This is a genomic window from Kitasatospora sp. NPDC005856, assembly GCF_040629945.1.
GTDB lineage: Bacteria > Actinomycetota > Actinomycetes > Streptomycetales > Streptomycetaceae > Kitasatospora.
Map to the genome: position 1 here is coordinate 64867 of NZ_JBEXWT010000033.1, position 25485 is coordinate 90351.

23 protein-coding genes and 2 pseudogenes are annotated in these 25485 nt (G+C 73.6%); 12 read left to right on the top strand and 13 right to left on the bottom strand.

Translation table 11 applies throughout. The features are described 5' to 3' along the window. Positions 1 to 26: 26 nt before the first annotated feature. From ABZ449_RS21135 to ABZ449_RS21145, 3 genes are all read left to right on the top strand, one after another. Positions 27 to 692: an HAD family hydrolase gene (locus ABZ449_RS21135; RefSeq protein WP_360347823.1), complete on the top strand. Its 666-nt coding sequence runs from the start codon at positions 27 to 29 to the stop codon at positions 690 to 692. Continuing rightward, positions 693 to 989, top strand: coding sequence for a hypothetical protein (locus tag ABZ449_RS21140; RefSeq protein WP_360347826.1), 297 nt, complete (start codon positions 693 to 695; stop codon positions 987 to 989). 70 nt (positions 990 to 1059) lie between these two features. Next, entirely contained in the window at positions 1060 to 1956 is an 897-nt protein-coding gene (locus ABZ449_RS21145) for an aminoglycoside phosphotransferase family protein (RefSeq protein ID WP_360347829.1), read from the top strand. A gap of 30 nt (positions 1957 to 1986) precedes the next feature. On the opposite strand, the gene ABZ449_RS21150 is transcribed toward ABZ449_RS21145, so the two are convergent. The 4 genes and pseudogenes from ABZ449_RS21150 to ABZ449_RS21165 all read right to left on the bottom strand — a co-directional run. Then, positions 1987 to 2529, bottom strand: coding sequence for an RICIN domain-containing protein (locus tag ABZ449_RS21150; protein ID WP_360347832.1), 543 nt, complete (start codon positions 2527 to 2529; stop codon positions 1987 to 1989). Positions 2530 to 2655: 126 nt separating this feature from the next. Continuing rightward, the gene (locus ABZ449_RS21155; protein WP_360347835.1) at positions 2656 to 3648 is read right to left on the bottom strand and encodes a helix-turn-helix domain-containing protein; all 993 of its coding nucleotides are present in this window, start codon (positions 3646 to 3648) and stop codon (positions 2656 to 2658) included. Positions 3649 to 3709: 61 nt separating this feature from the next. After that, positions 3710 to 5563: a CocE/NonD family hydrolase gene (locus tag ABZ449_RS21160; RefSeq protein WP_360347837.1), complete on the bottom strand. Its 1854-nt coding sequence runs from the start codon at positions 5561 to 5563 to the stop codon at positions 3710 to 3712. Between the two features lie 163 nt (positions 5564 to 5726). Continuing rightward, positions 5727 to 6680, bottom strand: a pseudogene (locus ABZ449_RS21165) (hydrolase); the annotation flags it as partial. A 248-nt stretch (positions 6681 to 6928) separates the two neighbouring features. Here ABZ449_RS21165 and ABZ449_RS21170 point away from each other — a divergent pair. After that, positions 6929 to 8053 carry a HoxN/HupN/NixA family nickel/cobalt transporter gene (locus ABZ449_RS21170; RefSeq protein WP_360347840.1) on the top strand — a complete coding sequence of 375 codons (1125 nt, stop codon included), beginning with the start codon at positions 6929 to 6931 and terminating at the stop codon, positions 8051 to 8053. A gap of 69 nt (positions 8054 to 8122) precedes the next feature. Here ABZ449_RS21170 and ABZ449_RS21175 read toward each other — a convergent pair whose 3' ends face one another. Beyond that, positions 8123 to 9061 (bottom strand): SGNH/GDSL hydrolase family protein, encoded by a 939-nt coding sequence (locus ABZ449_RS21175; RefSeq protein ID WP_360347843.1) that lies wholly within the window; start codon positions 9059 to 9061, stop codon positions 8123 to 8125. A gap of 335 nt (positions 9062 to 9396) precedes the next feature. On the opposite strand from ABZ449_RS21175, the gene ABZ449_RS21180 reads away from it, so the two are divergent. The 4 genes from ABZ449_RS21180 (at position 9397) to ABZ449_RS21195 (ending at position 14066) form a co-directional block, all read left to right on the top strand. After that, positions 9397 to 11052: an FAD-binding dehydrogenase gene (locus ABZ449_RS21180; RefSeq protein WP_360347846.1), complete on the top strand. Its 1656-nt coding sequence runs from the start codon at positions 9397 to 9399 to the stop codon at positions 11050 to 11052. A 206-nt stretch (positions 11053 to 11258) separates the two neighbouring features. Then, positions 11259 to 11675: a (2Fe-2S) ferredoxin domain-containing protein gene (locus tag ABZ449_RS21185; RefSeq protein ID WP_360347848.1), complete on the top strand. Its 417-nt coding sequence runs from the start codon at positions 11259 to 11261 to the stop codon at positions 11673 to 11675. Positions 11676 to 11908: 233 nt separating this feature from the next. Beyond that, positions 11909 to 12163, top strand: coding sequence for a hypothetical protein (locus ABZ449_RS21190; RefSeq protein WP_359825802.1), 255 nt, complete (start codon positions 11909 to 11911; stop codon positions 12161 to 12163). Between the two features lie 235 nt (positions 12164 to 12398). Further along, complete coding sequence (locus tag ABZ449_RS21195) at positions 12399 to 14066, top strand: metallophosphoesterase family protein (RefSeq protein WP_360347851.1); 1668 nt, start codon at positions 12399 to 12401, stop codon at positions 14064 to 14066. A 103-nt stretch (positions 14067 to 14169) separates the two neighbouring features. Here ABZ449_RS21195 and ABZ449_RS21200 read toward each other — a convergent pair whose 3' ends face one another. Both ABZ449_RS21200 and ABZ449_RS21205 read right to left on the bottom strand, forming a co-directional pair. Further along, entirely contained in the window at positions 14170 to 14502 is a 333-nt protein-coding gene (locus ABZ449_RS21200) for a YnfA family protein (protein WP_360347853.1), read from the bottom strand. Between the two features lie 30 nt (positions 14503 to 14532). Beyond that, positions 14533 to 15747 (bottom strand): pyridoxal phosphate-dependent aminotransferase, encoded by a 1215-nt coding sequence (locus tag ABZ449_RS21205; RefSeq protein ID WP_360347856.1) that lies wholly within the window; start codon positions 15745 to 15747, stop codon positions 14533 to 14535. A gap of 97 nt (positions 15748 to 15844) precedes the next feature. Between ABZ449_RS21205 and ABZ449_RS21210 the strand changes: the two are divergent. Then, a pseudogene (locus ABZ449_RS21210) lies at positions 15845 to 16198 on the top strand (helix-turn-helix domain-containing protein); the annotation flags it as partial. Positions 16199 to 16454: 256 nt separating this feature from the next. Further along, entirely contained in the window at positions 16455 to 17258 is an 804-nt protein-coding gene (locus ABZ449_RS21215; RefSeq protein WP_360347858.1) for an SGNH/GDSL hydrolase family protein, read from the top strand. A gap of 76 nt (positions 17259 to 17334) precedes the next feature. Here the strand turns inward: ABZ449_RS21215 and ABZ449_RS21220 are convergent, their stop codons facing one another. Next, positions 17335 to 17997 (bottom strand): GNAT family N-acetyltransferase, encoded by a 663-nt coding sequence (locus ABZ449_RS21220; RefSeq protein WP_360347861.1) that lies wholly within the window; start codon positions 17995 to 17997, stop codon positions 17335 to 17337. Between the two features lie 129 nt (positions 17998 to 18126). Between ABZ449_RS21220 and ABZ449_RS21225 the strand changes: the two genes are divergently transcribed. Beyond that, positions 18127 to 19080, top strand: coding sequence for a pentapeptide repeat-containing protein (locus ABZ449_RS21225; protein WP_360347864.1), 954 nt, complete (start codon positions 18127 to 18129; stop codon positions 19078 to 19080). Positions 19081 to 19084: 4 nt separating this feature from the next. Here the strand turns inward: ABZ449_RS21225 and ABZ449_RS21230 are convergent, their stop codons facing one another. The 5 genes from ABZ449_RS21230 to ABZ449_RS21250 all read right to left on the bottom strand — a co-directional run bounded on the left by ABZ449_RS21230 (position 19085) and on the right by ABZ449_RS21250 (position 22584). After that, on the bottom strand, positions 19085 to 19654 hold the full coding sequence (locus tag ABZ449_RS21230) for a DinB family protein (RefSeq protein WP_360347867.1): 570 nt from the start codon (positions 19652 to 19654) through the stop codon (positions 19085 to 19087). 67 nt (positions 19655 to 19721) lie between these two features. After that, a complete protein-coding gene (locus tag ABZ449_RS21235) occupies positions 19722 to 20456 on the bottom strand; it encodes a tyrosine-protein phosphatase (RefSeq protein WP_360347870.1) in 735 nt (244 codons plus the stop codon). A gap of 9 nt (positions 20457 to 20465) precedes the next feature. After that, positions 20466 to 21173, bottom strand: coding sequence for a TetR family transcriptional regulator (locus tag ABZ449_RS21240; RefSeq protein WP_360347873.1), 708 nt, complete (start codon positions 21171 to 21173; stop codon positions 20466 to 20468). 73 nt (positions 21174 to 21246) lie between these two features. Beyond that, entirely contained in the window at positions 21247 to 21612 is a 366-nt protein-coding gene (locus ABZ449_RS21245) for a hypothetical protein (protein WP_360347876.1), read from the bottom strand. 72 nt (positions 21613 to 21684) lie between these two features. Beyond that, positions 21685 to 22584, bottom strand: a complete 900-nt coding sequence (locus ABZ449_RS21250) for an aminoglycoside phosphotransferase family protein (protein ID WP_360347879.1) — start codon at positions 22582 to 22584, stop codon at positions 21685 to 21687. Between the two features lie 269 nt (positions 22585 to 22853). Between ABZ449_RS21250 and ABZ449_RS21255 the strand changes: the two genes are divergently transcribed. Next, the gene (locus ABZ449_RS21255; protein WP_360347882.1) at positions 22854 to 25334 is read left to right on the top strand and encodes a Tex family protein; all 2481 of its coding nucleotides are present in this window, start codon (positions 22854 to 22856) and stop codon (positions 25332 to 25334) included. Positions 25335 to 25485: the final 151 nt, after the last annotated feature.

A 25485-nucleotide genomic window follows, 5' to 3' on the forward strand; every position in this document is an offset into this window, starting at 1 on the left:
CTCGGGCCCGGCCGTATGCTGGCCGGATGATCAAGCCCATTGAGCTGGTGATATTCGACTGCGACGGCGTCCTGGTGGACAGCGAGGTGATCGCCGTCCGGGTGCTGGTGCGGCTGGGGGAGGAGTACGGCTGGCCGCTGACCGAGGCGGAGGCGATCGAGCGCTTCGTCGGGCGGTCCGAGGCGGTCAACAACGCGCTGGTCGCCGAGCGGCTCGGGGCGGAGGTGGCGGCCGTGTGGGGCAAGCGCTTCGTCGAGCTGCACACCGAGGCGGTCGACGCCGGGCTGACCCCCGTGGACGGCCTGCCGGAGGCGCTGGCCGCGATCACCCTGCCCACCTGCGTGGCCTCCAGCGGCACGCACGAGAAGATGCGCCACACCCTGGGCCGCACCGGCCTCCACGACCGCTTCGCCGGGCGGATCTTCAGCGCCACCGAGGTCGGACGCGGCAAGCCCGCGCCCGACCTCTTCCTGCACGCCGCGCGCTCGATGGGCGTCGACCCGGCCGCCTGCGTGGTGGTCGAGGACAGCCGGCCCGGCGTCGAGGCCGCCCGCGCCGCCGGGATGCGCGCGCTCGGCTACGCGGGCGGCGTCACGGCCGCGGAGCGGCTGGCCGGGCCGGGCACCGTGGTCTTCCACGACATGCGGGAGCTGCCCGGGCTGATCGCCGCGGGCTCGGTTCACCAGGGGTAGGTGCCGCCCTCCGGCTGGAAGAACGACCCGCTCGCCCCGGCCGCCGCCTCGCTGCTCGCGCGCAGCGCCGAGTTCCGGGAGCTGTGGGCACGGCAGGACGTCGAGGTCCGCCGATCGACGACGGAGCGGATCGTCCACCCGGTGGTCGGCCCGCTCGACCTCGACTGCGAGGCCTTGCACGACCCGCAGCGGGACCAGTGGACGATCTTCTACGCCGGGGCCCCCGGCACGCCCTCGCACTCGGCGCTGCGGCTGTCGAAGGTGGTGGGCGGTCAGGACCTCGCGGTGCGGGGCTGACGCGAGGGGTGGGGCGGTCGGCGCCAATTCGGTTGCCGGGCCCGGCCGTCCGGTGGCAGGGTCGGGCACCATGGCCGCCTCCCGCAAGCTGCACCCCGACGAACTGGACATCGACGAGGCGCTGGTGCGCCGGATGGTCGCCGAGCGGTTCCCGCAGTGGGCCGGCCTGCCGGTCGAGCCGGTGGAGCCGGCCGGGACCAGCAACGCGATGTACCGGCTCGGGGCGGAGCTGGTGGTACGCATTCCGCGGATCCCCGGGGTGGTCGAGGAGATCGCCAAGGAGGACGTCTGGCTGCGGCGCCTGGCCCCGCGGCTGCCCGTCCCGGTGCCGGTCCCGCTGGCCGTGGGCGGACCGGTCGACGGCTGCCCCTGGCCCTGGTCGGTGCTGCGCTGGCTCGACGGCACCACCCCGGACGCCGGGCGGCTCGCCGAACCCGGCCTGCTGGCCCGGGACTTGGCCGGCTTCGTGACCGCCGTCCGTCGGATCGACCCGACCGGCGCCCCCGCCGCCTACCGCAGCGAGTCGCTGGCGTCGCGGGACGCCGCGACCAGGACCGCGATCGCGGCGGTGCCGGATCTGGTCGACGCCGCCGCCGTGACCGCCGCCTGGGAGCACGCCCTCGGCGCCCCCGCCCCCGCCGGCCCCGCGGTCTGGATCCACGGGGACCTGCAGCCGGGCAACCTGCTGGTCTCCCCGGACGGCCGGCTGAGCGCCGTCATCGACTTCGGCTGCGCGGGCCTGGGCGAACCGGCCGTCGACCTGATCCCCGCCTGGTACGTCCTGCCCGCCCCCGCCCGCACTGCCTTCCGTACGGACGTCGCCGACGACGACGCGATGTGGGACAGGGCCCGCGGCTGGGCCCTGTCCATCGCCCTGCTGGAGGTGGCCTACTACCGGGACAGCGACCCGAGGATGACCGCCATCGCCCGCCACGTCATCGCCGAGGTCCTGGCCGACCACGCGTAGGCGGACGCGGGGGCGGCGGCCGTCACCGGTTCAGTAGACCCACAGGGCGCCGGACTGGCCCTTGTACTCCCACTGCTGGGCGTTGGCCCCGTTCGCGGTGGAGGAGTTGGTGATCTCCAGGACCTTTCCGCTGTGGTTCTGGAGCTTGTACCGGTTCATGCCGCCGCCGGACCGGACCTGGATCAGCTTCCACTTCGCGCCGTTCTGGCCGTTGCACGTCCACTGCTGGGCCGCGGCGCCGTTCGCCGTGGAGGAGTTCTCGATCTCCAGGCACTTGCCGCTGTGGACGTTCACGACGTTGTAGAAGCCGTCGCCCGCGGACTGCCACTGCCACTTCGAGCCGGCCTGGCCCTTGCACTCCCACTGCTGGGCCCGGGCGCCGTTCGCGGTGGAGGAGTTGGTGATCTCCAGGCACTTGCCGCTGTCGTTCGGGAACTCGAACGTGGCCGAGAGGCCGGCGTGCGAGTCGGCGAAGGCCTGGCCGCCGGCGAGGCCGGTGAGGGCGAGCGCCAGGGTGGCGACGCCGATGCCGACGGCGGAGCGCCGGGTGCTGCGGAGTCCGTTGCTGGACATGGATGGTCCCCCTTCGAGGGTCTCGGTTGGTCGCGTCCGCCACTCGGTCCCCCGTGTCGGACGCACCATCAGCTTGCCGATCCAGCCCGGTGGTTGTCGTTAGCATGCGGTCCACTGCCGCTTGGTTCAGAGTCCACCCCCGGCCGCCGCGGCGCCGTGGCGGAAGTCGCGGGGCGGCAGCCCGTACGCGCCGCGGAAGGCGCGGCTGAAGTCGGCGGCGCGGGGGAACCCGCAGCGGGCCGCGATGGCGTGGACGGGGGTGGTGGCCAGGGCCGGGTCGGCGAGGTCGCGGCGGGCCCGTTCGAGGCGCTGGCGGCGGATCCAGGCGGCGACGGTCTCCTCCTCGTTCTCGAAGAGGCGGTGCAGGTAGCTGACCGAGATGTGGTGCGCGACGGCGACCGCGCCCGGGGTGAGGTCGGGCTCGTGCAGGTGGGCTCGGATGAAGGCCCGGATGCGCTGGACCAGCGCCCGGCGCCGGGTCTCCGGCGGTACGGCGTCCTCGGCGTCGAGCTGGTGGGCGAGCAGCGCCGCGACCAGGTCGAGGGCCGCGGCGCCCAGCCGGGGCGCGTCGCCGGCCCGGTAGGCGCGGGTGTCGGCGGTGATGCCGTCGAGTAGTCGGACGAGCAGGGCGCCCACTCCTTGGCCCCCGGGCATCCGGCGGGCGATCAGCTCGGTCACCTGGTCCGGTGGCAGCGGCACCGCCTGCCGGGGAACGGTCAGCCAGGCCCCGCGGATCGGCCGGCGCGGGTCGTCGGTGCTCACCCGGAGGGAGACGGGCCGGACGCTGTCGTACATCACCAGGTCCCGCGGGCGCCACGCGCCGTGGCCGTCGGACCGGGCCGCGGGCCCGGCGCCGGGGAACGGGAGCGAGAGGAGGTAGAACTCCGGGTCGGACGAGCGGATCAGGCGCGCCGGCCGGCGTACGGTGATCGGCGGGCTCTCCATGGTCCAGAGGTGCAGCTCGCCGAGCGTCAGGATGCGCAGTTCCGCCCGGAAGTCGACGGCGTGTCCGGTGCTGGCCTCGAACGGGGCGCTCTTCTCGGCGAGTCGGTGCCGCCAGTACTCCAGGCGGTCCGGCGGTGCCACGTCCTCGGTCCGGTACACCGTCTCGTCCAGCATGCTGGCCCTCCCCGACTCGCGCTTCCGGTGGGGCATTGTCACATTGCGGACGGTCGCCGTTTCAGGATGCCCCCCGGGGCACCCGGTGCTGCCACTCCCGGGCGAACACCACCGATCCCGCCTCCAGTGCCCGCAGTTGGACGACGCTGATGAAGTTCCCGGCGTCGCAGCGCAGTTGGGTGCGGGTCTGGACGGTGACGTCCCAGCCGATGTCGGGGCGCTCCAGCCGGACGGTGTGGTCGGTGCGGGCCTGGGCGCTGAGCGGGGCGCCGGTGAGCACCCGGTAGGCGGTGACGGTGTGTTCGTCGCGGACCAGGCCGTCGGGGTGGGTGCGGGTGCCGTCGGTGGCGGGGGACAGTTCGGTGCGCCACTCGCCGCGGCCGATGTCGTGCACGGTGAGGTGTTCGGGCCGGGCGGTGAGCGGTTCGGTGAGGTGGACGTCGAGCGGTTCGGGCAGCGCCGGGGCTTCGAAGGTGACGGGCGGGGCGCCGACGTCGGCGGCGAGGTGGCGCACCGGCAGGCTGAGGGTGGAGCGGGACGGGTCGACGCCGTACCCGGTGTCCTCGGCCGGGGGCCACACCCAGGGCCAGTAGACCGAGGAGAGGGCGAGCCGCAGCCGGTGCCCGGCGGGGAAGGTCCAGGCGCAGGCCGCGAGCTCGACCTCGGCGTCCGGCCCCTTGGCGACCCGGATGCCCCGGGTGACCAGCTCCGAGGTGCCGTCCGGGCCGACCGCGCACAGCCGCACCGTCACCTGGACGGGTGCCCCGTCCTCGCGCAGCCGCAGCCGTACGGTCGGGGTGCCGAGCACTTCGACCGGTTCGGGCAGCGGCTGGGAGTCGAAGCAGACCGAGCGGCCGTCCTCCTCGCGCTGGTCCGGCGGCCGGTCGGCGGGGCGGCCGTGCGGGACGTAGGCGCCGGCGTTGAGGCCGGTGTGCTGCGGGGAGCGGACCCGGACGTGGCGCTCGTCGGAGGTGGTGCCGGCGGTGCGCAGCGGCCCGTCCAGGCCGTAGTGGATCTCCCGGACGTCGGGGGAGGGCCAGGCCTCGTCCCCGGTCCATCGGGTGGCGAGCCAGGTGCGCAGGGCGGGTTCCTTGAGGGCGCCGGTGTCGATGCCGCGCAGCCAGTGGTCCCACCAGCGCAGGGTGTCGGGCAGGGCGGCCTCGGGCAGGCCGTGCGGCCAGGGGCCGATCAGGGCGCGCGCGGTGGGGGACTCGGCGAGCAGCCGCAGCACGAAGGAGCAGGACGGGTCGCCCCAGCCGGCCACGGCGAGGGCGGGCACGGAGATCGGGACGGTGCTCTCGCCGGCCGTGAGCCAGTCGTCGACGGGCGGCTGCAGCGATTCCAGCCGGGCCAGCCAGGCGGTCCGCCAGGCGTCGCCGACGTGTCGGGGGTCCGGTGGCAGGGCGGCGTCGGCGACCAGGGCGGTGAGCCGGGTGTGCAGGTCGGCGGCGAGGACGGCCCCGCCGAGCCGGTGGCCGTTCTCGGGGCAGGCGGTGACCACGGCGCCGACGGTCTCGGGGGTGCGGGCGGCGAGCCGCAGGGCGGTGGTGCCGGCGGTGCCGGTGCCGAGCAGGCCGAGTCGGCCGTTGCACCAGGGGCGGCGGGCGAGCCAGTCGACCACGGCGGCGCCGTCGGCCAGCTCCTGTGCGCCGCCGGGCTCGCCGGGGGTGCCCTCGGAGTTGCCGTGCCCGCGGGTGTCGACCCGGACGGAGGTGTAGCCGTGGCCCGCGTACCAGGGGTGGCGGCGGGCGTCCTCGGCGGCGGTCCGGTCGGTGAGGCGGCCGCCGGAGTACTCCAGCAGCGCGGGGCCGGGTTCGTCGCCGACCGGCCGCCACAGCCGGGCGGCCAGCCGGGTGCCGTCGGGCAGCGGGACGCGCAGGTCCTCGCGGGTGGTGTGGAAGGGGTACGACGGCATGGCCGCTCCCATCGGTCCCGGGCGTCGGCGGTGCGACGGTTCGGTACTCCGACAGTAGGGGAGGGAGCGGACCTTTTCCTGGTGAGAGGAGTCGGGTGGGAGGGGCCCGGTGGGAGGCCCCTCCCACCGGGGGCCTCCCACCGGGCGCGGCCGGTCAGGCCTTGCTCAGCCAGGCGGTGGCGTTGAGGGCGAGGGCGGCGTCGGTGCCCGCCGGGTCGTCCCAGCCGTTGTACAGGGTGTTGCCGGACTGGCCGGTGCCGTCGTCGATGGGGGAGCTGTCGCCCCAGATCGCGACCCGGCCGGTGCCGAAGGTGCTGGTGACGAAGAACGCGCCGGTGTTGCCGCTGTAGCCGGTCCGGTAGACCAGGCCCTTGACGTTCGGGTTGTCGGCGGGCTTGAGGGTGAAGGTGGTGCCGTTGCGCAGGATCGAGCCCGTGACGGTGCCGAAGGGGCCGTGCAGCACCGGGTCGGTCGGCGCGTCGGCGGCGCGCGGGTTGTCGGTGGTGATGTTGAGCAGGTCGACGGAGAAGCCGAAGGGGTCGTTGTTGTTCACCCCGTTGTTGGTCAGCAGGTCGTTGATGATCTTCGGGGAGTCCCAGCCGTCGTTGTTGCGGTCGCTGTTGATGTGGTCGGAGACCAGGAAGAGCCCGCCGCCGTTCTTCACGAAGTTCATGATCGCGGTCTTCTCGCTCGCGGAGAACCGGGTGTTGGGCTCCGGGATCACGAAGGTGTCGAAGTTGGCGAGGTCGAGCGCGGCGCCGGTGCCGTAGCTGATGGTGGAGCCGGCCGGGAGGGTCTTCAGGCTGTACTGGCCGGTCCTCTGGAGGGCGACGCCCCAGGCGGACAGGGCGCCGGTCCAGCTCTTCTCGGTGGCGGGGGAGGCGTTCTGGGCCAGCGGGTCGGGCTGGCTGGTGCTGATGATCCAGTCGGCGTTGCCCGCGGTCTCGGCCTTGCTGTTGTCGAACAGCACCCGGTGCGGGGTGGCGCTGACCGCGGCGGAGCGGGTGGTGCTCCCGGCAGTGGCCGCGGCGGCGGCGGTGGCGGCGGGGGTGGTGAGACCGGCCGCGAGCAGCGCCGTTCCGGCGAGGGCCGCGACGGTTCGAATGCGGATCGTCATGTGCCGTTCCTCCGTGGGGAGTTGAGGGGGGCGGTGCTCGGTTTTCGCGCGTAGAACGGGAGTATCCGCGCGTAGAGCGCGGGGTGAAAGCCCTCCGGGGTTACGAAGCCCTGTACGTGTCGTGACGATCTTCGGGAGGGGGGAGGGAGGGCGGGGAGGCTGATCCGTAATTGCGCATGACTTGCAACTGCGGACATCCAGGCGGAAAGATGGCCCAGCTTCGACCACCCGACCGGAAGGACACCGCGATGACCGCCCCCCGTTGGCGCGACCGGCTCACCCGTGAGGAGTGGATCCGCCTGGCCGGAATGGGCGGCTTCATCCTCGCGCTGCACGTCGTCGGCTGGTTCACCCTGCTGGCCCTCGTCGAGCCCGAGCACTACGAGGTCGGCGGCAAGGTGTTCGGCGCCGGCATGGGGCTGACCGCCTACACCCTCGGCATGCGGCACGCCTTCGACGCGGACCACATCGCCGCCATCGACAACACCACCCGCAAGCTGATGGGCCAGGGCAAGCGGCCGCTGTCGGTCGGCTTCTGGTTCTCGCTCGGACACTCGTCGATCGTCTTCGGCCTCTGCGCGCTGCTGGCCCTCGGCATCCGCTCGCTGGCCGGCCAGGTGGAGTCCGACGACTCGGCGCTGCACGAGATGACCGGCCTGATCGGCGTCACCGTCTCCGGCACCTTCCTGCTGCTGCTCGGCCTGATCAACCTGGGCGCCTTCAACGGCATCCTCAAGGTCTTCCGCCGGATGCGCCGGGGCGACTACGACGAGGCGGAGCTGGAACGCCAGCTGGAGCGGCGCGGGCTGATGAACCGCATCCTCGGCCGGGTCACCAGGGCCGTCACCAAGCCCTGGCACATGTACCCGGTGGGCCTGCTGTTCGGCCTGGGCTTCGACACCGCCACCGAGGTGTCCCTGCTGGTGCTGGCCGGCGGCGCGGCGGCGTTCTCGCTGCCCTGGTACGCGCTGCTCACCCTGCCGATCCTGTTCGCGGCCGGAATGAGCCTGCTGGACACCATCGACGGCTCGTTCATGAACTTCGCGTACGAGTGGGCCTTCTCCAAGCCGGTCCGCAAGATCTACTACAACCTGACCGTCACCGGGCTGTCGGTGCTGGTCGCGCTGGTGATCGGCTCGATCGAGCTGATCGGCCTGCTCGGCGAGAAGCTGGACGTCACCAGCGGTCCGGTCGCCTGGATCGGCGAGCTGGACCTCAACTTCGTCGGCTACGCGATCGTCGGGCTGTTCGTGCTGACCTGGGCGGCGGCGATCGCCTTCTGGAAGTTCGGCAACGTCGAGGAGAAGTGGTCGGCCGGCCTGGCCGCCGGTTCCGCCGCGACCGCCGGCTCCACTCCCGCGAAGTCCGAGTAGCGCGGGTGTGAGTACCGAGGGCCGGTGACCGGGGTCTGGTCACCGGCCCTCGGGGCTTCGTGGGTGGTGCTACTTCAGCGCGGCCAGCACGGCCTGCGCCATCACCTGCTCGCCGGTCGCGTTGGGGTGGAACGGCACGGCGGGCGAGCCGGGCAGCGCGCCCTCGATCCAGCGGTCGTCCGAGCAGACGTCGTGCCCGACGGTCGGCGTCGCGGTGTCCACGTAGGTCGCGCCGTTCGCGGCCGCGGTGGACTTCATCGCGGCGTTCAGCTTGTCGAGCACGCCGTGCATGTACTCGACGTCGCCGGGCGTCACCGGCTGGCGCAGGACGCACTTCGAGCCGTCGGCGGGCAGCACGGACGGGTAGCCGACCAGCAGCACCCTGGCCCCGGGTGCCTTGGCGTGGACGCGCTTGATGGTGTCGGCCAGCTGCGGGGCGATGGTGGTGCGGATCCGCTCGGCCAGGTCGTCGGTGCCGTACTGCCAGGACAGGGTGCGCCAGTCCCAGTAGCCGTGGTGGTAGACGTCCTTGCAGGGCGTGCCGAGCGGGTTGACGACGGCGCCGGCGATGCAGGTGGCGACCAGCTCGCCGAGGCCGAGGTCGCTGGCCGCGAGGTCGTTGCCGCCGATCCCGAGGGTGACCAGGTCGGTGTCGGCGGTCACCGCGTCCAGCTGCGGGTCGTTGACCCTGATGAAGGCGTCGTACTGGGGCTGCGTCATCGCCTTGATCTTGGCGGCGGAGCAGGTGACGTCCGTGTACGTGCCGGCCTTGAGGGCGGCGGCGACGAGGTGCCCGTAGTTGCGGTCGGAGCGCAGGCACAGGCCGGCCGACTGGTCCGGCACACCGGCGCCGGCGGCGTAGGAGTCGCCGAGCGCCACGTAGTGCTTCGGTGCCGCGGTGGCGGCCTGGGCGGTGGTGGACGTGAGCGCGAGCGCGGCGCCGAGGGCGACGGCGGCGAGCGCGGTGGAATTCCGGAGGTGCCGGGATTTCCGGGCAGGGCGGAGCACGGTTCCTCCTGGGGGAGAGAAACGACGGGTGGGGGTCGTGCCGAGCCGGGCCACAGCTACTCGCAGGTAAGTTACTGCCAGGTTTCCCCGGCGTCCATGGTTTGCGCGGAAATTGCCGGTATTCCGGCAGACGTGCCCGGGGTGCATTTCGCATTTCGCTCCGCCCGGTATCGGAAATGTGTCGACGGCATTTCCGAGACGCCCCGGAGCGGAATTCGCGCGGACGGTTGTCACCCGCCGGTTGACCGGGCGCCGCCGCACACCGCAGTATCGGGCGCACAGCCGCGGCGCGTCCCGGACACGCCGCCACCGCGAGCCGCGACGGAGGACTGCGCATGGCCCTGGACGCCGACGTCATCGTCATCGGAGCGGGCCTCGCGGGCCTCGCCGCCACCGCCGAACTCGCCGACGCCGGACGGAAGGTGATCCTCCTCGACCAGGAGCCCGCCGCCTCCTTCGGCGGCCAGGCGCACTGGTCCTTCGGCGGCCTCTTCCTGGTCGACTCGCCCGAACAGCGCCGGATGCGGATCCGCGACTCGCACGCCCTCGCCCACCAGGACTGGCTCGGCACGGCCGGCTTCGACCGGCCCGAGGACGCCTGGCCGCGCCGCTGGGCCGAGGCGTACGTGGACTTCGCGGCGGGCGAGAAGCGAGCCTGGCTGCACGGCATGGGCGTGCGGTTCTTCCCGGTGGTCGGCTGGGCCGAACGCGGCGGCTTCCTCGCCGACGGGCCCGGCAATTCGGTGCCGCGTTTCCACATCACCTGGGGCACCGGGCCGGGGCTGCTGGCGCCCTTCGTCCGGCGGGTCCGCGCCGCCGCCGCGCGCGGCCTGGTGGACCTGCGCTTCCGGCACCGGGTCACCGGGCTGTCCGCCACCGCGGGCGCCGTCGACACCGTCACCGGCGAGGTGCTGGTGCCGAGCCCGGCGGGCCGGGGCGAGGCCAGCTCGCGCGAGGTGGCCGGGGGCTTCGAGCTGCGCGCCCAGGCCGTGATCGTCACCTCCGGGGGCATCGGCGGCAACCACGACCTGGTCCGCAAGGCCTGGCCGGCCCGGCTCGGCACCCCGCCCGCCCGGCTGCTCTCCGGCGTGCCCGCGCACGTGGACGGACTGATGCTGGAGGTCGCCGCCCGGGCCGGGGCCAGCCTGATCAACGGCGACCGGATGTGGCACTACACCGAGGGCATCGAGAACTGGGACCCGATCTGGGCCCGGCACGGCATCCGCATACTGCCCGGCCCCTCCTCGCTCTGGCTGGACGCGCGCGGCAGGCGGCTGCCCGCCCCGCTGTTCCCCGGCTTCGACACCCTCGGAACGCTCGAACACATCATGTCCACCGGGTACGAGTACACCTGGTTCGTGCTCAACCAGCGGATCGTCGAGAAGGAGTTCACCCTCTCCGGCTCCGAGCAGAACCCCGACCTGACCGGCAGGTCGGTGCGCGGCGTGCTCAAGCGCGCGCTGCCCGGCGCCCCCGGCCCGGTCCAGGGGCACCTGAGGCACGGACGGGACTTCGTGGTCGCCCGCGACCTCGCCGACCTCGCCCGGGGCATGAACGCCAGGACCCGCGAACCGCTGATCGATCCGGACGAGCTGCGCCGCACCGTCGAGGACCGCGACCGGCAGCTGGCCAACCCCTTCGCCAAGGACCTCCAGGTCACCGCGATCCACGGGGCCCGCCGCCACCTCGGCGACAAGCTGATCCGCACGGCCGCCCCGCACCGCATCCTCGACCCGGGCGCCGCCCCGCTGATCGCCGTCCGGCTCAACATCCTGACCCGCAAGTCCCTCGGCGGGCTGGAGACCGACCTCTCCTCCCGGGTGCTGCGGCCGGACGGCGAGGTGCTGCCGGGGGTGTACGCGGCCGGCGAGGCCGCCGGGTTCGGCGGCGGGGGCGTGCACGGGTACCGCTCCCTGGAGGGGACGTTCCTGGGCGGCTGCCTCTTCTCGGGCCGCACGGCGGGACGGGCGGCGGCCCGGGCGGTCGGGTAACGGGGGGACACGGGGGCACGGGGGTTCGGAGGCGCGGGCGCGCGGGGGCACGGAGGTGGGTACGGGGCTGCGAGCGCGCGGGAGTGCGCACGGGCGCGGGGCCCGTCGTCGGGGGCCGACCCGCGGCCGGGGGGCCGGCGGGGTGACAGGTACAGTGCGGAGGCCGGTGCGCAGGGCGCCGCAGACCACGAGGGGTGCCAGAGCCGATGAGCCGCCGAGACCGCGACGGTGCCCGGGACCGCAAGCGGGGCGGCGGTGCCCCCGTGACCGTCACGGTGTGCCGGGGCTGCTGCTGCGGCACCGAGGCGAAGCACCCCGGGGTGGACCATGCGGGCCAGTACGAGCGGCTGCGCACGGCGGTGGGCGCGGCGGGCCGGGTCCGGGCGGTCAAGTGCCTGGACGTGTGCACCCAGTCCAACGTGGTGGTCGTGGGTCCCTCCGCCGAGGGCCGGGCGGCGGGCGGCCGGCCGGTCTGGCTGGGCTTCGTGCTGATGGACGAGATGATCGACGACATCGCCGCCTGGGTGCGCGCGGGCGGTCCGGGCCTCGCCGATCCGCCCGGGCTGCTCGACCTCCAGCTGATCTCGGTCTCCCGGCGGGTCCGCGAGGGCCTGCCCGAGTGAGACCGTGCTCCGGGCCTTGCCCCGGCCTTGCTCCGGGCCTTGCCCCGGCCTTGCTCCCGGCTTTGCTCCGGGCCTTGCCCCGGGCCGTGCCGCCGGTTCTACCGACTGATCGTCAGATCGTAGGGATCCGAAGCGGACCTGGGCCTGTCCGAGGGCCTTCCGCACTACCATGACCGGTGGCGTCGGGCCGTTCCGGACGGGGCCGAGCCGATTCCGCGCGAGGGAGGAAGCCGATGACGACGGTCTGCCGCATCTGCGCGGGCACCGGCCGGACCGCCGGTCTCAGCTGCCGGACCTGCCAGGGCACCGGCACCACCGAGGTGGGCGGCGGGGGCGGCAACTGCTTCCTCTGCGACGGCACCGGGGTGTACGTGCGCTACCGGGTGGACGCGACCGGGGCCAAGCACGCCTACCGGGACGAGATCTGCCGCACCTGCGACGGCACCGGCAACCGGACCGCCACCCAGTGGGACGAGCCCTCCGGCTGACCGCTCCGGCCGACCCCTTGGGCCGGCGCTCCGGCCGACCCCTCCCGCCGCCTCACCACCATCGACGCGGGCTCAGTCCGGAGGGCGGACGGGGGCCATGATGCGCCGTCGGGACGGTACGAGTACGTCGTTTACCGAATCATGGTCGAACATTGACGTTCGAATGGGCGGTACGCTGCGACCCGTTCACCCGGTGTCCGTGCGCGATCAACGCGCCGCTGGAAGAGTCCCGCGCATGGATATCCCCAACATGGGCGTGCCGGCCAAGCTTGCCGACCGCATGAGCATGGCCGAGCAGCACGAGTACCTGCGGGCCCGTTTCTCCCGCCGCCGGATGCTGCGCGCCGGTGCCGTGACGGTGGGCGCCGTCGCCGTCGGCGGCGCGCTGGGCGGCGGGACGGCCTTCGCCGCTCCGGCCGGCCCGCAGCTGCTGACCGGTGGCACGACCGACGGCATCGACGGCTCGCTGGTCGCGCCGATCGGCCGGCACCTCCAGTTCGGCCCCGAGCCGGACACCCAGTTCCGCATCTCCTGGCAGGTGCCGGCCCCGGTCAGGAAGCCGTTCCTGCGCTTCGGCAAGACCCCGTGGGACCTGAGCCACAAGGTCCAGGCCGAGGTCCGCGCCCTGCACACCCCGGCGCTGACGCCGACCGGCCAGCCGGTGGACCAGTACTACCTGCACGTGGCGCTGGAGGACCTGCGCCCCGACACCACCTACTACTACGGTGTCGGCCACGAGGGCTTCGACCCGGCCTCGCAGCAGCGGATCTCCACCCTGCACACCTTCCGCACCGCGCCCTCCCGCGACCACCGCTGGGGCAAGGTGTACGAGCCGTTCACCTTCACCGCCTTCGGCGACCAGGGAGTCAGCGCCCACGCGGCCGGCAACGACCACATCATCAAGGCCCAGAACCCGGCCTTCCACCTGCACGCCGGCGACATCTGCTACGCCGACCCGGCCGGTTCCGGCACCGACCCGGACAAGTCCGTCTTCAACGCGAAGACCTGGGACGACTTCCTGGTGCAGACCGAGACGGTCGCCGCCGAGATCCCGTGGATGGTCGCGTACGGCAACCACGACATCGAGGCCTGGTACTCGCCGAACGGCTACGGCGGCGAGAACGCCCGCTTCTTCCTGCCGAACAACGGCCCGGACCCGCGCACCGTGCCCGGCGTCTACACCTTCCGCTACAAGAACGTCGGCGTCATCTCGCTGGACGCCAACGACGTCTCCTACGAGATCCCGGCCAACCTGGGCATCTCGGCGAACAAGCAGACCAAGTGGCTGGAGCGCACCCTCAAGGACCTGCGGGGCGACGAGACCATCGACTTCGTCGTGGTCTTCTTCCACCACTGCGCCTTCTCCACCACCGTCGCCCACGCCTCCGAGGGCGGTGTCCGCGAGGCCTGGGTGCCGCTGTTCGAGAAGTACCGGGTGGACCTGGTCATCAACGGCCACAACCACATCTACGAGCGCACCGACGCGATCCTCGGCAACAAGGTCTCGAAGCAGGTGCCGAGCGGCGCCACCATCGAGCCGGCGAAGGACGGAGTGGTCTACGTCACCGCGGGTGCGGCCGGCCGCAGTCTGTACAAGTTCGACGTGCCGGACACCTACGAGGGGCACGAGAACCACAAGGACGAGGTCACCACCTACTACTGGAGCAAGGGCCGGGTGAAGACCCCCGAGACCATCCAGTGGTCGCGGGTGCGCTACACCGGCTACTCCTTCATCAAGGTCGACGTCACCCCGAAGCACCTGGGCCAGAAGTCGGTCATGAAGGTCACCGCGCTGGCCGAGGACGGCACGCAGATCGACAACTACACGATCCTGCGCGAGGTCGGCGAGGGCTGGGACTCGAACCGGGACGACGACGGTCAGGGCGGCGGCTGGGGCTGGTAGCCCCGTCGAGTCCGACTCCGACTTCGCCTCCGAGCCGGAGCCGGAGCCGGAGTCAGAGTCCGAGTCAGAGTCAGAGTCCGAGTGCGGCCCCGGCGCTGGAGGTTCAGCGCCGGGGTCCGTACATGATGACGGCGACCCCGGCCAGGCAGATCAGCGCGCCCAGCACGTCGTAGCGGGTCGGCCGGAAGCCGTCCACGGCCATGCCCCACAGCAGCGAGCCGGCCACGAACACCCCGCCGTAGGCGGCCAGCACCCGGCCGAAGTGGCTGTCCGGCTGCAGGGCCGCGACGAAGCCGTACGCGCCGAGCAGCACCACGCCCAGGCCGGCCAGCCACCACGGCCGCTGCTCGCGCACGCTCTGCCAGACCAGCCAGCAGCCGCCGATCTCGGCGAGCGCGGCGAGGACGAACAGGGCGGCGGAGCGCAGGACGGTCATGGCCCCGAGCGTACGGCGCGTCCGGGGTGCTCAGACCTGGCGGTAGGTGGCCAGGAAGCGCCCGATCCGGTTGACGGCGGTCTCCAGGTCGTCGGCCCGGGGCAGGGTGACGAAGCGGAAGTGGTCCGGGCGGGGCCAGTTGAAGCCGGTGCCCTGGACGACGTGGATCTTCTCGCGCAGCAGCAGGTCCAGCACGAAGCGCTCGTCGTCGACGATCCGGTGCACCGCCGGGTCGAGCCTGGCGAAGGCGTACAGCGCGCCCTTGGGCTTGACGCAGCTGACGCCGGGGATCTCGTTGAGCGCCTTGACCGCGATGTCGCGCTGCTCGGTGAGCCGCCCGCCGGGCAGGACCAGGTCGTTGATGGACTGGTGGCCGCCGAGCGCCGCCTGGACGGCGTACTGGGCGGGCACGTTGGGGCACAGCCGCATGCCGGAGAGCATGGTCAGGCCCTCCAGGTAGTCGGTGGCGTGCTGCCTGGGGCCGGAGACGACCAGCCAGCCGCTGCGGAAGCCGGCCACCCGGTAGGACTTGGAGAGGCCGTTGAAGGTGAGGGTCAGCACGTCGTCGGCCAGGGCGGCCAGGCAGTGGTGCTCGGTGCCGTCGTAGAGGATCTTGTCGTAGATCTCGTCGGCCAGCACCATCAGGTGGTGGCGGCGGGCGAGGTCGAGGAGGCCCTCCAGCAGTTCCTTCGGGTAGACGGCGCCGGTGGGGTTGTTGGGGTTGATGACGACGATCGCCTTGGTGCGGGCGGTGATCTTGGCGGCGATGTCGTCCAGGTCCGGGTACCACTCGGCCTCTTCGTCGCACAGGTAGTGCACGGCCTTGCCGCCGGCCAGCCGGACGGCGGCCGTCCAGAGCGGGTAGTCGGGCATCGGCACGAGCACCTCGTCGCCGTCGTCGACCAGCGCGGTGACGGCCATCTGGATCAGCTCGGAGACGCCGTTGCCGAGGTAGACGTCGTTGACGGTGACGCCCTCGACGCCGCGCTGCTGGTAGTACTGCACGACCGCGCGGCGGGCCGGCAGGATGCCGCGCGAGTCGCTGTAGCCGTGCGCCTTGGGCAGGTTGCGGATGATGTCCTGGATGATCTCCTCGGGCGCCTCGAAGCCGAACGGGGCAGGGTTCCCGGTGTTCAGCCGCAGCACGCTGTGCCCGGCCTCCTCCAGGGCGTTGGCCTGGTCGACCACCGGGCCCCGGATCTCGTAGCACACGTCATTCAGCTTGCTGGACTGCCGAAACTCCATCTGCGGCCTCCCGACCGTCACCACCGCTCCGTTGCTTCAGCTTTGTTCTACCAAGTGTGTACTTGGAAAGTCCAACCTCTTGGCTATGCTGATCCACATGTCACGCCGAAGCTACGACCAGTACTGCGCCGTCGCCCGCGCCCTGGACGCGGTGGGGGAGCGCTGGAGCCTCCTGATCGTCCGTGAGCTCCTCGGCGGCCCGCGCCGCTACACCGACCTGCACGCCGACCTGCCCGGCGTCTCCACCGACATCCTGGCCGCCCGGCTCAAGCAGCTGGAGGCCGAGGCGCTGGTCACCCGCCGCCGGCTGGAGCGGCCCGCCAACGCGACGGTCTACGAACTGACCGGGCGCGGCCTTGAACTGCGGCCGGTGGTCGAGGCGTTGGGGGAGTGGGGGCTGGCCGCCCTCGGCGAGCAGCGGCCCACCGACGCCGTGCGCGAGCACTGGTTCACGCCCCGGAAGGCGGAGGAGGGGGCGGCGGTCGCGGCCGGCTGACGACCGTCGGCCGGCTGCTGTGGAGCGGCGGGGCGGCGGCAAGGCCCCCGTCGCCGGCCGCCGCCCCGTGCCCCAGGATGGCCCGGGCCGATGAACGAACGGTCGGCGTGCGATGAGCGCCGGGGCCCGTGGTCGCCCCGGACGGACACGCGCATAGGATCGACGGATCGTCGGACCGCCGGAGTCATCCCGGGAGAGCGGAGGCCAGCCCGTGCCCACCCCCTACCGCAGCTACGTCGCCGTCGGCGACTCCTTCACCGAGGGCATGTGCGACGACCTGCTGCCGGACGGCCACTACCGGGGCTGGGCCGACCGGGTCGCCTCGGCGCTGGCCGCCGAGCGCTCCGGCGCGCCGGACGTGGAAGCGGACGTGGACGCCGGATTCCGGTACGCCAACCTCGCCGTCCGCGGCAAGCTCATCGGCCAGATCCACGACGAGCAGCTCGCCGCCGCCACCGCGATGGGCGCCGAGCTGGTCACCCTGGCAGGCGGCCTCAACGACGTGCTGCGCCCCGGCTGCGACATCGACGCGGTCGAGCGGCTGCTCGGCCGCTGCGCCGCCGAGCTGCGCGCCACCGGCGCCACCGTCGTGCTGTTCACCAGTACCGACCCCACCCGTCGCCTGGCGGGCAGCGCCCGGCTGCTGCCCGCCATCCTGCGGATGAAGGCCTTCGTCCAGGAGCTGGGCCGGCAGGACGGCTTCGTCGTGGTCGACCTGTTCTCGGCGCCCTGTTTCGACGACCGCCGGCTGTGGGCCGAGGACCGCCTGCACCTCTCGCCCGAGGGCCACCGCCGGGTCGCCGAGGGCGTGCTGGAGGCGCTCGGCCGCCCCGCCGCCTTCGACTGGCGCGCCCCGCTGCCCGCCGCCGCCCCGGCCGGCCGGGGCGAGCGACTGCGCGAGGACGCCCGCTGGCTGGGCACCCACGTCGGCCCGTGGATCGGCCGCCGCCTCACCGGTCGCTCCTCCGGCGACGGCCGCCCGGCGAAGCGGCCGGAGCTGCTGCCGTACCGCTGAGGCCCGCTGCGGTCCGCTGAGGTCCGCTGAGGTCCGCTGAGGTTCGTCGAGGTCCCTTGAGGTCCGCTGGAGTCCGTCACGCCTTCGGCTGCGCTGCTCCTGGCTCCAGGACCAGGCTCGCCATGGGGGCGTGGGTGGTCCAGCCGAGCGCGGTGTAGAGCGCCTGTCCCTCCGGAGTGCCGACCAGCACGCCGGTGCGCGCGCCCCGCTCGTACGCGGCGGACCGGAGCGTGCGCATCACCAGGACGCCCAGGCCCCGGCGGCGGTGCTCGGGCACGGTGGTGATCTGGTCCGGTACGGCCACCGGGCCGGCCAGGCCCGCCTGGCCGCGGGCCGCGAGGTGCCCGTCCCTGGTGCGCACCAGCACCCGGAGGACCCCGCCCCGCTCCCAGGTGGTCACGGTGTACCCGGCCGGGGTTTCGGGCCGCCCGGCCGTGAGCGGGGCGCTCATCAGGAAGCCCGGTGCGTCCAGGCGCCACCGCTCGTCCAGCCAGGGGCGCACCGCGGCGTCCTCGGCGAACAGCTTCAGCCAGGTGGCCGGCGCGGTGATGGTCTCGGCGAGCTTGCGGACGTCGGCCTCGGCCGGTTCCGGCAGCACGTGCCGGCCCACCTCGCCGACCGGCGCGCCGACGTCGATGCTCCAGCCCCAGGGCCGGTCCACCGGCTCGGCGGAGCCGCGCGAGACGGCCCAGCCCGAGATCCACATCCGGACCAGCTCCCTGACGTCCGGCTCGGACATGCCGCCCACCCCCGTGTGTAATAGTCTCCAGTGCGTTGCATAACTTACCGGCGTCGAGGGCCGTCCGGCCAGTAGGATTTCCGGGTTCACGGCGCCGCCCGGCGCCGACTGCTGGAAGGACCCCGGAACGTGCGCGAGACCGAGTCGCCGCAGGACCCCACGGCGGCCGCGCCGACCCCGCTCGCATCCGACTGCGGCAGCTGCTTCGGGCTCTGCTGCGTCGCCCTGCCGTTCGCGGCCGGCACCGACTTCGCCATGAACAAGGCGGCCGGCAGCGCCTGCCACAACCTCCAGGCCGACTTCCGCTGCGGCATCCACACCGAGCTGCGCGACCGGGGCTTCCAGGGCTGCACCGTCTACGACTGCTTCGGCGCCGGGCAGCGGGTCTCCCAGGTGACCTTCGGCGGCCGCAGCTGGCGCGAGGAGCCGGGCAGCGCCAAGGCGATGTTCGACGTCTTCCGTATCGTGCGGCAGCTGCACGAGCTGCTCCGTCACCTCACCGAGGCGCTCGCCTTCACCGCCGCCGGCCCCCTCCACGACGAACTGCGGCAGGCGCTGGAGGAGACCGACCGGCTGGCCGGCGGCACCCCCGAGGAGATCCTCGCCGTCGACGTCCCGGCCCACCGGCAGCGGGTCAGCGAGCTGCTGCTGCGCGCCGGCGAACTGGTCCGTGCCGCCGTCCCGCGCCGCCGCGAGCTCCGGGGCGCGGACCTCTTCGGCGCCCGCCTGCGCGGCGCCGACCTGCGCGGGGCCAACCTGCGCGGTGCCCTGCTCGTCGCGGCCGACCTCTCCGGCGCGGACCTGCGCCTCGCCGACCTGGTCGGTGCGGACCTGCGGGACGCCGACCTCTCCGGCGCGGACCTCACCACGGCCCTCTTCCTCACCCAGGCCCAGCTCGACGCCGCCCGCGGCGACGCCACCACCCGCCTTCCCGAGGGCCTCACCCGCCCCGCCCACTGGCCGGAGAAGGCCCCGACGACCGGGGCCGCCGAGGGAGGCGCCAGGGGTGGCGCCACGGGTGGTTCCGGGCCCCGTTCCGGCAAGGGCGGCGGCCGCCCCGCCCGGGGCGGCCGCCGCCACTGACGTCCTACTGGCCCACCCGGCCGTCGACGCACTCGCGCAGCAGGTCGGCGTGGCCGCAGTGGCGGGCGTACTCCTCGATCCGGTGCACCAGCAGCTCCCGGATCGAGATCCGGTCCCTCCCGATCCGCTCGCCCAGGTCCCGCTGGTCGGCCAGCTCGGCGTCCAGTGCGGCCTGTTCGCGCTCGAGGTCGCGGAACGCGGCGTCCACCGCGGCCTGCTCGCCGACGGCCCCGTCGAAGTCCGCGTCCCGTGCGCCGTACAGCTTGGGCAGCGGCTCGGTGTCGGTGATCCAGTTCCGCCAGTCCCGTTCCACCTCGGCCAGGTGCCGGACCAGCCCGAGCAGCGACATCGTCGACGGCGGCACCGAGCGGCGGGCCAGCTGTTCCGGGCCCAGGCCGTCGCACTTCATCCGCAGGGTCAGCCGGTAGTTCGTCAGGTAGTCCTGGAGCGTGGCGAGTTCACCGTCCGGCCCGGGGCCCTCGTTGTTGCGGGGGTCGTCGTCCGGGTCGGTCCACATGTCGGGGTGGACGGTCGCCACGGTCCATCGCGCGGGTTGTTCGGTCATGTCCCGCATCGTGGCTCCCGACCTTCCGCTTGCGCCACCGAATTGTTGCCCCGGGCCCCGCTCGGCGGCCGCGCGCTCAGGGGGTCAGCAGGCGGGCGCGCAGGGCGGCGGTCTGCTCGCGGTCGATGCCGAGGGTGCCGGTGAGGTAGGCCTGGACCGAGCCGTGGCGTTCGGCGAGGTCGGCGAGGGTGAGCCGGATGACGGCCTCCGGGGCGCGGCCGAAGGCGGGCCAGCGCAGGGTGCGGCCGGGGTGGGCGGCGTGCCAGTCGGCGACGAGGTGCGGGGTGGCGAGCTCGGTGAGGGCGAAGTCGGCGGCGATGTCGTCCTCGCCGACGCCGAGCAGGGTGAGCAGCAGGGCGGCGATCAGCCCGGTGCGGTCCTTCCCCGAGGCGCAGTGGAAGACCAGTGGGGCCTCGGCGGCCGTGATCACGTCCAGGGCCTGGCGGATCTCCTTCACCCCGTCCTCGGCGACCTCGGCGAAGCGGTCGGCGAGGTGGCGCCACGGGTCGAGCTCCGGGTCGATCTCGGCCTGGTCGTACGGGCGGTGCTCGATCGAGAGGTTGTGGTACTCCAGGCCCTCGAACTCGGGCACCCGGCCCTTGCCGGCGATCTCCCAGGGGTAGCGCAGGTCGATCACGGTCCGCACGCCGAGGGCGCGGAGCCGGTCGAGGTCCTCGGGGGAGTCGAGCTTGCCGAGCGAGTCGGAGCGGTACAGCAGCCCCCACCGGACGGACCGTCCGTCGACGGACGGACGGCCGCCCAGGTCACGGAAGTTGTGCAGGGCATCGAAGGAGTGGTGACGCGTCGTCATGCGCGCACTCTAGTCAGCCGCGGTCCGCTCGCCGGCGGGTGGGCCGTAGCCGTGGGTGAGCAGGCCGAAGGCGGCGGTGGCGTCCTCGACGGCCTCGTCGTACTGTTCGTCGGCGGTGCGGCCGTCCCGGATGCGGCGCCAGTTGTGCAGGGCGAGGACCCGCTGGGTGGCGGTGACCTGGGCGGCGAGCAGGGCGGCGGCGAGCTCCTGCGCCGCGGCCGACGCCGGCACCCCTCGCGCCTCGATCGATCCGCCCGCCTCGGGCGACCCGTCCGTCCCGGGGGCCGCGCGCAGCGCCTCCGCCAGTGACTCCTCGGCGCGGGCCACGTACTCGCCGACCCGGGCGGCCAGGCTGGGCGTGCCGTAGACCAGGGCGGTGAAGGCGAGCACCGCCGGGTGGTCGTTGAGGCCGGTGACCGGGTCGCGCCGGGCGAGCCCGGCCAGGAAGTCCCGCAGCAGCGCGCCGAGCGCCGGTTCGCCGGGCGCCCGGGTGCGGACCACCTCGGCGGCCTGTTCCTGGTGGTCGGCGAAGCGGTGGACGACCAGGTCCTCCTTGGTGGGGAAGTAGGAGAACAGCGTCGGCTTGGAGACCTCGGCGGCCGCGGCGACGTCGGCCACCGACACCCGGTCGAAGCCGTGCTCCAGGAAGAGCGCGATGGCCGCCTCGGAGATGGCCCGCCGGGTCCGCTCCTTCTTGCGCTCGCGTAGTCCGGTCATGGAACCACGCTAGCAGGGGACGTTGACCCGGGCAGGTTTCTTACCCGGTCGCCGGCGACCTCGATCCCGGTCGCTACTCCGACGGCCGCGGCCGGTAGTCCGCCCCCGCGGCGTCGGCGTACGAGAGCCAGGCCGCCCCCGCGGAATGGACGTGCAGGTCGACGACCACCTCGTCGCCCTCCCAGCGGCCGTCCTCCGAGATCGCGAGGCCGATCAGCGCCACGTTGCCGGCCTGGTCCCGCAGCTCGTACTGCTCACGGGTCTCCTCGCCCAACTCGCCCTCCGGATCGTCACGCTCCCAGGCGTCCACCGCGGCCTGGGCCACAACCCTGGGCAGCCGCACCGTGACACGGCCGACTTGGGCGTGGACGTACTCCCCGATCGCTGCCAGTGCCTTCGACTCTTCCCGGTACAGCTCGTACCGTTCCTCTTCCGTCACGGGGCGAGGCTACGCGGGCCGTTGCACCCGTCTCGACCGAATTGACCCGGCGGACCCGTGCGGTCGGTACGGTCAGACGCTGCGGTCGGCGAGCACCTCGCGGACGACGTGGCGGGCGTTGGCGGTCAGCGCCTGGTCGGTGTGGCGGTAGTACGGGATCGTCACCAGCGCGATGGAGAACGCCCAGGCGCGACCGCGGGCCCACATGGCCTCGTCCGCGCGCAGGGCCGCGCGGAAGGCCGGACGGGCGGCGGCGGGCAGCAGGTTCCAGGCGGCGACCAGGTCGGTGGTCGGGTCGCCGATGCCCATCATGGCGAAGTCGATGACGGCGGCGAGCCGGCCGCTCGGGGCGAGCAGCAGGTTGCCGGGGGTGAGGTCGCCGTGCGTCCAGACCGGCGGGCCGGCGTACTCGGGCAGTTGAAGCGCCTTGTCCCACAGCGCGGTTGCGGCCGCCGTGTCGATCGAGCCGGAGAGCTGGGCGATGGCCGCGCGGGTGGCACCGTCCCGGGAGGCGAGCGGGACGCGGCGCTGGGAGACCGGGGCGCCGGCCGGGTCGACGTCGCGCAGCGCCGTGACGAAGCCGGCCAGGTCGCGGGCCAGGGCCTGGGGCGCGGCCAGCGAGTTGACCACGGGGTTGGCGCCCTCCAGCCAGTGCAGCACCGACCATTCCCACGGGTAGCCGGCGGCGGGCCGGCCGACCGCGAGCGGCGCCGGGACGGGCAGCGGCAGCCGGGGCGCCAGTCGGGACAGCCACTGCTGCTCCCGCCTCGGCCCTCCGGCGGCCCACTCCACCAGGGGCAGCCGCACGGCGAGTTCGGGCCCGAGGCGGAACATCGCGTTGTCCGCCCCGGGGACGGGGACGGGGGTGATCGGGAGGCGCTCCCACTGCGGGAACTGGACGGAGATCAGCCGCCGCACCAGGGCCGCGTCGACCACCGGTCCGTCGGGGTGCATCCGGGTGGCAGCGCACATGCCCGGCAGCGTACATCGCCGATCGTCACCGTTCAGCCCGATTCCCGAACTGCGCACGTTCCGAAGGACATTCGAAACCGATCAGCAGGAAATCAGCAGGAGACCGGTAGGAGGCGGCTGCCGGCAGCCGGGCGCCCGGCCCGGTCCCGGCGCGACACCGGACGGCGCGCCACGCCCGGCCGCCCCGGGTGCGGCCGGGCGCCGTCGTCGGCACCTGCCAGAATGCAGGGCGTACGGCGCAAGCACTGATGGAGAAGGTGACCGGCTTCGTGAGCACGGCAGTCGAACAGGTGGCCCAGCAGGCCCAGCAGGCGATCGAGCGGAAGATCGCCGAGGAGCTGGGCGTCCGCGACGGGCAGGTGAAGGCGGCCGTCGAGCTGCTCGACGGCGGCGCGACCGTCCCCTTCGTGGCCCGCTACCGCAAGGAGGTCACCGGCTCGCTCGACGACGCCCAGCTGCGTGCCCTGGAGGAGCGGCTGCGCTACCTGCGCGAGCTGGAGGACCGCCGGGCGGCCGTCCTGGAGTCGATCGAGGCCCAGGGCAAGCTGGACGACGCGCTGCGCGCCCGGGTGCTCGCCGCCGACTCCAAGGCCCGCCTGGAGGACATCTACCTGCCGTTCAAGCCGAAGCGGCGCACCAAGGCGCAGATCGCCCGCGAGGCCGGCCTGGAGCCGCTCGCCGACACCCTGCTCGCCGATCCGGGCCAGGACCCGGCCGTGCTGGCCGCGCAGTACCTGAACGAGTCGGTCGCGGACGGCCCCGCCGCGCTGGAGGGCGCCCGGGCGATCCTGGTCGAGCGCTTCGGCGAGGACGCCGACCTGGTCGGCTCGCTGCGCGAGCGGATGTGGACCCGCGGCCGGCTGGTCGCCCGGGTCCGCGACGGCAAGGAGGGCGACGGCGCCAAGTTCGCCGACTACTTCGACTTCGCCGAGCCGTACACCAAGCTCCCCTCGCACCGCATCCTGGCGATGCTGCGCGGCGAGAAGGAGGAGGTGCTCGACCTCGACCTCTCCCCGTACGACGGCGAGTCCGAGGGCGACCTCCCCGGCGAGAACGACTACGAGCAGCGCATCGCCGCCCGTTTCGGCATCGCCGACCGCGGCCGCCCGGCCGACAAGTGGCTCGGCGACACCGTCCGCTGGGCCTGGCGCACCCGCGTCCTGGTCCGGCTCGGCATCGACCTGCGCGCCCGGCTGCGCGCCGAGGCCGAGGAGGAGGCGGTGCGGGTCTTCGCCGCCAACCTGCGCGACCTGCTGCTCGCCGCCCCGGCCGGCACCCGCGCCACCATGGGCCTGGACCCGGGCTTCCGCACCGGTGTGAAGGTCGCCGTGGTCGACGCCACCGGCAAGGTCCTCGGGTACGACACGATCTACCCGCACCAGCCCGCCAACAAGTGGGACGCGGCCCTGGCCACCCTGGCCGCGCTGGCGAAGAAGCACGGCGTCGACCTGGTCGCGATCGGCAACGGCACCGCCTCCCGGGAGACCGACAAGCTCGCCGAGGACCTGCTCAAGCGCCACCCCGAGCTGAAGCTCACCAAGGCGATGGTCAGCGAGGCCGGCGCCTCGGTCTACTCGGCCTCCGCGTTCGCCTCGCAGGAGCTGCCGGACCTGGACGTGTCGATCCGCGGCGCGGTCTCGATCGCCCGCCGGCTCCAGGACCCGCTGGCCGAGCTGGTCAAGATCGATCCCAAGTCGATCGGCGTCGGCCAGTACCAGCACGACCTGAGCGAGGTGAAGCTCTCCCGCTCGCTGGACGCCGTGGTCGAGGACTGCGTCAACGCCGTCGGCGTGGACGTCAACACCGCCTCGGCGCCGCTGCTCACCCGGGTCTCCGGGATCACCGGCACGCTGGCCGACAACATCGTGGCGCACCGCGACGCCAACGGCCCGTTCCGCACCCGCAAGCAGCTCAAGGACGTCGCCCGGCTCGGCCCCAAGGCCTTCGAGCAGTGCGCCGGCTTCCTGCGCATCCCCGGCGGCGACGACCCGCTGGACGCCTCCAGCGTGCACCCCGAGGCCTACCCGGTGGTGCGCCGCATCCTGGCCGCCACCGGCGGCGAGCTGCGCGAGCTGATCGGCAACGGCGAGCGGCTGCGGGCGCTGCGCCCGGCGGACTTCGCCGACGACACCTTCGGTGTCCCGACCGTCACCGACATCCTCGGCGAGCTGGACAAGCCGGGCCGCGACCCGCGCCCGGCCTTCCGCACCGCGACCTTCAAGGAGGGCGTCGACAAGATCGGCGACCTGGAGGTGGGCATGGTGCTGGAGGGCGTGGTCACCAATGTCGCCGCCTTCGGCGCCTTCGTGGACGTGGGCGTCCACCAGGACGGGCTGGTGCACGTCTCGGCGCTGTCGAGGAACTTCGTCAAGGACCCGCGCGAGGTGGTCAAGCCGGGCGACATCGTCAAGGTCCGGGTGCTCTCGGTGGACGTGCCGCGCAAGCGGATCGGGCTGACCCTGCGGCTGGACGACGAGGTCGGGCGCGAGCGCGGCGGGGACCGCGGCGACCGCGGCGAGCGCCAGGCCCGCCCGCCGCGCCAGGAGCGCCGCGGCGGTGGCCAGGGCGGTCAGGGCGGTCAGGGCGGTCGTGGCGGCCAGGACCGGCGCGGGGGCGGCGGCCAGGGCAACGACCGGGGCGGCTCCGGTGGCGGCGCGCCCGCCAACAGCGCCATGGCGGACGCACTGCGCCGCGCGGGCCTGACCGGCGGCGACGGCGGCCGGGGCGACCGGCGCTCCGGGCGGCGCTGAGCGGCGACGAACGGATCACGGATCACGGATCACGGATCACGGACGACGGCCCGGGGCCGTTCATCCAGGCCGGGACCGGAAGCAGTGGCTGCACGATCGCCCATTCCGCGTCGGTCAGGTCGGAGCCGTAGCGGCGGGTCCGCTCCGGCTG

Coding starts and splice junctions, on each gene's coding strand:
- ABZ449_RS21250 (WP_360347879.1), bottom strand. CDS start 22,584: ATGTGCGCTGCCACCCGGATGCACCCCGACGGACCGGTGGTCGACGCG.
- ABZ449_RS21235 (WP_360347870.1), bottom strand. CDS start 20,456: ATGACGACGCGTCACCACTCCTTCGATGCCCTGCACAACTTCCGTGAC.
- ABZ449_RS21230 (WP_360347867.1), bottom strand. CDS start 19,654: ATGCGGGACATGACCGAACAACCCGCGCGATGGACCGTGGCGACCGTC.
- ABZ449_RS21135 (WP_360347823.1), top strand. CDS start 27: ATGATCAAGCCCATTGAGCTGGTGATATTCGACTGCGACGGCGTCCTG.
- ABZ449_RS21180 (WP_360347846.1), top strand. CDS start 9,397: ATGGCCCTGGACGCCGACGTCATCGTCATCGGAGCGGGCCTCGCGGGC.
- ABZ449_RS21200 (WP_360347853.1), bottom strand. CDS start 14,502: ATGACCGTCCTGCGCTCCGCCGCCCTGTTCGTCCTCGCCGCGCTCGCC.
- ABZ449_RS21170 (WP_360347840.1), top strand. CDS start 6,929: ATGACCGCCCCCCGTTGGCGCGACCGGCTCACCCGTGAGGAGTGGATC.
- ABZ449_RS21205 (WP_360347856.1), bottom strand. CDS start 15,747: ATGGAGTTTCGGCAGTCCAGCAAGCTGAATGACGTGTGCTACGAGATC.
- ABZ449_RS21185 (WP_360347848.1), top strand. CDS start 11,259: ATGAGCCGCCGAGACCGCGACGGTGCCCGGGACCGCAAGCGGGGCGGC.
- ABZ449_RS21220 (WP_360347861.1), bottom strand. CDS start 17,997: ATGTCCGAGCCGGACGTCAGGGAGCTGGTCCGGATGTGGATCTCGGGC.
- ABZ449_RS21190 (WP_359825802.1), top strand. CDS start 11,909: ATGACGACGGTCTGCCGCATCTGCGCGGGCACCGGCCGGACCGCCGGT.
- ABZ449_RS21240 (WP_360347873.1), bottom strand. CDS start 21,173: ATGACCGGACTACGCGAGCGCAAGAAGGAGCGGACCCGGCGGGCCATC.
- ABZ449_RS21160 (WP_360347837.1), bottom strand. CDS start 5,563: ATGCCGTCGTACCCCTTCCACACCACCCGCGAGGACCTGCGCGTCCCG.
- ABZ449_RS21145 (WP_360347829.1), top strand. CDS start 1,060: ATGGCCGCCTCCCGCAAGCTGCACCCCGACGAACTGGACATCGACGAG.
- ABZ449_RS21195 (WP_360347851.1), top strand. CDS start 12,399: ATGGATATCCCCAACATGGGCGTGCCGGCCAAGCTTGCCGACCGCATG.
- ABZ449_RS21150 (WP_360347832.1), bottom strand. CDS start 2,529: ATGTCCAGCAACGGACTCCGCAGCACCCGGCGCTCCGCCGTCGGCATC.
- ABZ449_RS21155 (WP_360347835.1), bottom strand. CDS start 3,648: ATGCTGGACGAGACGGTGTACCGGACCGAGGACGTGGCACCGCCGGAC.